We start from the raw sequence: 2,707 nt of genomic DNA, 5'->3' as shown, positions 1-2,707 counted from the left end.
CCCTGACCCCATTCCGGATCCAGGTTTCAGGACGTTGGTTTCCACCTCATTCCAACTAACAAGTGTCTCCAACCAACGAACCCGATCTGAAATCGGCTTCGGGGCCTCCTCAAGACACGCAAACCATCGTCGCAAAAGGGTTGTAAAATCGCGATGGTGCGAACGATTTACCCGTTCGGACACATCATCATACTCGTCAAAAAACTGGTCTGCGTTGGCCGGCACGTTGCCCTCCCGCTCGCGTTCACAGAAATAGTCGGCCTCTTCATACCGGATTCTTCAGCGGTCGGCTCACCCCCCACTCAGAAAACACTGTTTAATCCCGACAGGAGATAAGCGAATGACTACGCGATACGCGACTATCATCACTGACGACGCCGGACAGGACATGGTTTCAACCATTGGCCAATTCGAAGGCGGCGCGCCACAGGTGCGCAATGGCACTGTTGAACAAGTCGCCGACGGCGTTTTGATCGGCATGGTTCGCGGCGGTCCTGTCGATCCAGTCGGTGGCTTCGGCTTCCCTGATGGTGCTTCCGGTGCCTCGGGCCGCGCTGTCGGTATCGCCAAGGCGAATGAAGCTGCAGAGCGGCACGCCAAGTCGGTGAAGACCGGCAAGCGTGGTGGCAGGGCAAAGGATGCTGCGCCTGTCGCTGAGACGATCGATCCCGATGCCAAAACAGACGCGTAAGGAAACGAAGCCGAGATCCTCCGAAAAGGTCGCGGCTTCACCTCCTGTCTCCAACATGCCAGCACCCAAGGGCAACGACTTCTGGAAGGCGCGAAGCACCCATGGGCGCAAGCCGATCTTCGCTATGCCTGACGATCTGTGGACTGCTGCTGTCGAGTATTTCGAATGGGTCGATGCGCACCCGCTCTATGAGGCCAAGCCGTTCGCGTATCAGGGCGACGTGAGCATCGCGACCATTGCCAAGATGCGGGCAATGACGATCACCGGCCTCTGCATCTTCCTCGATATCAGCCAGCAGGCCTGGTCGGAATACAAGCAGCGCGATGGTTTTGGTGAGATCACGACGCGCGTGGACGAAATCATCCGCACCCAGAAGTTCGAAGGCGCCTCCGCCGATCTACTCAACGCCAACATCATCGCTCGCGATCTCGGCCTCGCGGACAAGTCGGAACTGAACGTCGCCGGCTCGCTTCACACGATGTCTGGAGACGCCCTGGATGCTCGCATCGCTCTCTTACTCGAAGAAGGTCGAGCTGGCGCAGCTCCTGGAGGAGCAGGCAAGGCGGAAGAGCCGGAATAGGCTGCTACGATACCAGCCCTACAGCAAGCAGGCATCCTTCCACGCAGCCGGCCTGACCAATCGAGAGCGGCTATTCATGGCCGGCAATCAGCTTGGCAAGACGCTGGCCGGCGGCGCTGAATGGGCGATGCACCTGACCGGCCGATATCCCGACTGGTGGGAAGGCAAGGTGTTCCCCAAGCCAGTAGCGATGTGGGCGGCCGGTCTGACGGGCGAATCCACCCGCGACACTGTGCAGAAGATGCTCGTCGGCCAACCTGAGCGGAAAGACGCCTGGGGAACCGGGATGATCCCCGGCGATGCATTCGCCGAAACCTATCTGGCTCGCGGCATCCCGAACGCGCTCGACAGCATAGTCGTCAAGCATGGAGGTGGTGGCGACGTTCAGGCCGGCCGAAGCATTCTCGGTTTCAAGTCCTACGAGAAAGGCCGGGAGAAGTGGCAGGGTCCGACGCTGGACGGCGTGTGGTTCGATGAAGAGCCGCCACCGGACATCTACTCGGAAGGGCTGACTCGCACTAACGCCACGGGCGGCATCACGATGATCACTTTCACGCCGCTACTCGGCATGTCTGAGGTGGTGCTGATGTTCCTGACTGCCGACCAGGTCAACGGTTTGGTCCGGTCACCAGCCACTAAAGATGGCGGTTTTGCTCAACCGACTTAAAGTAGGTGTCCAACATCTGACCTAGAACCTCGTCCATGGCTTGCTCGGCCTCTTCGACGGGCCAGACCTGGGTGTTGTGAGGGATACTTTCGTGCTCTGAGCGGCCCAAGCCGGCTCGAAATTCGCTACCTGTATGCTGGAAGAAGGCCTTGTGAGACTTTGGTGTAACGGCGCTTCCCTGCGTGACGCGAAAATTCTGCCGCTCCGCTTGAGCGATAAGGTGGTATCGCATCGGCCGACCGATCTGACCTCTCCAGTTGTCTTCGATGGTCAGCCCGATACCTTGGGCCGCAAACTGCTCAGCAGCCAGCTCAAGCAAAGGGCGTATTTGGGTATCCAGAAACGACGTGGCCGCTTCGTACCTTGCATTCTGCTCCTGAGCAGCCGTGTCCTCTTTGGCCTGTAAAGCAGCAGTTCGTTCGCTGTGCTTGTTCTGCGCGTCCGAGATTATTTTCGAGAAGTCCTTGACCATGCGATTCTCCCTTACTTGCACGGGGACCTTCGCGCATGCGTTTTCAAACAGCAATATAGCAGCGGAGCTTATCAACTGAGCCGACACGTAACCTTCATGACTATTGACGATGCTGAGCACTACACGCCAGAGCAACGTGCCGAGATTATCGCCGCGTATCCTGAGCACGAGCGTGAAGCCAGGGCAAAGGGCATCCCAGTGCTGGGCTCAGGTCGCATCTTCCCGATCGCTGAAGAGTTGGTCCGCTGCGATCCGTTCCGTTTGCCCCGCTTTTGGCCTCGGCTTGGTGCGCTCGAC

5 protein-coding genes and 1 pseudogene are annotated in these 2,707 nt (G+C 58.7%); 4 read left to right on the top strand and 2 right to left on the bottom strand.

What is annotated here, in order from left to right; genetic code table 11:
• Positions 1-225 (bottom strand): hypothetical protein (locus tag EOB49_RS37060; RefSeq protein ID WP_206526176.1); only part of this gene is annotated, 225 nt, incomplete at its 3' end.
• A gap of 115 nt (positions 226-340) precedes the next feature.
• Between EOB49_RS37060 and EOB49_RS32585 the strand changes: the two genes are divergently transcribed.
• The 3 genes from EOB49_RS32585 to EOB49_RS32575 are packed head-to-tail and all read left to right on the top strand — an operon-like array spanning position 341 to position 1,938.
• Positions 341-691 carry a hypothetical protein gene (locus EOB49_RS32585; protein ID WP_127383381.1) on the top strand — a complete coding sequence of 117 codons (351 nt, stop codon included), beginning with the start codon at positions 341-343 and terminating at the stop codon, positions 689-691.
• Positions 639-1,271 (top strand): DNA-packaging protein, encoded by a 633-nt coding sequence (locus EOB49_RS32580; RefSeq protein WP_245472946.1) that lies wholly within the window; start codon positions 639-641, stop codon positions 1,269-1,271. Before EOB49_RS32585 ends, EOB49_RS32580 begins: the two co-directional genes overlap by 53 nt.
• Complete coding sequence (locus EOB49_RS32575; protein WP_127383380.1) at positions 1,189-1,938, top strand: terminase family protein; 750 nt, start codon at positions 1,189-1,191, stop codon at positions 1,936-1,938. Before EOB49_RS32580 ends, EOB49_RS32575 begins: the two co-directional genes overlap by 83 nt.
• On the opposite strand, the gene EOB49_RS32570 is transcribed toward EOB49_RS32575, so the two are convergent.
• Complete coding sequence (locus tag EOB49_RS32570; protein WP_127383379.1) at positions 1,907-2,410, bottom strand: hypothetical protein; 504 nt, start codon at positions 2,408-2,410, stop codon at positions 1,907-1,909. The genes EOB49_RS32575 and EOB49_RS32570 overlap by 32 nt on opposite strands.
• 96 nt (positions 2,411-2,506) lie before the next feature.
• Here EOB49_RS32570 and EOB49_RS38220 point away from each other — a divergent pair.
• A pseudogene (locus EOB49_RS38220) lies at positions 2,507-2,707 on the top strand (terminase family protein); the annotation flags it as partial.

Source organism: Mesorhizobium sp. M7A.F.Ca.MR.148.00.0.0 (genome assembly GCF_003997735.1).
Classification (GTDB): domain Bacteria; phylum Pseudomonadota; class Alphaproteobacteria; order Rhizobiales; family Rhizobiaceae; genus Mesorhizobium.
Note: the sequence above shows the minus strand (reverse complement) of the source record. Positions and strands in the feature narration are given on the sequence as shown.

Coding starts and splice junctions, on each gene's coding strand:
- EOB49_RS32585 (WP_127383381.1), top strand. CDS start 341: ATGACTACGCGATACGCGACTATCATCACTGACGACGCCGGACAGGAC.
- EOB49_RS32580 (WP_245472946.1), top strand. CDS start 639: ATGCTGCGCCTGTCGCTGAGACGATCGATCCCGATGCCAAAACAGACG.
- EOB49_RS32575 (WP_127383380.1), top strand. CDS start 1,189: ATGCTCGCATCGCTCTCTTACTCGAAGAAGGTCGAGCTGGCGCAGCTC.
- EOB49_RS32570 (WP_127383379.1), bottom strand. CDS start 2,410: ATGGTCAAGGACTTCTCGAAAATAATCTCGGACGCGCAGAACAAGCAC.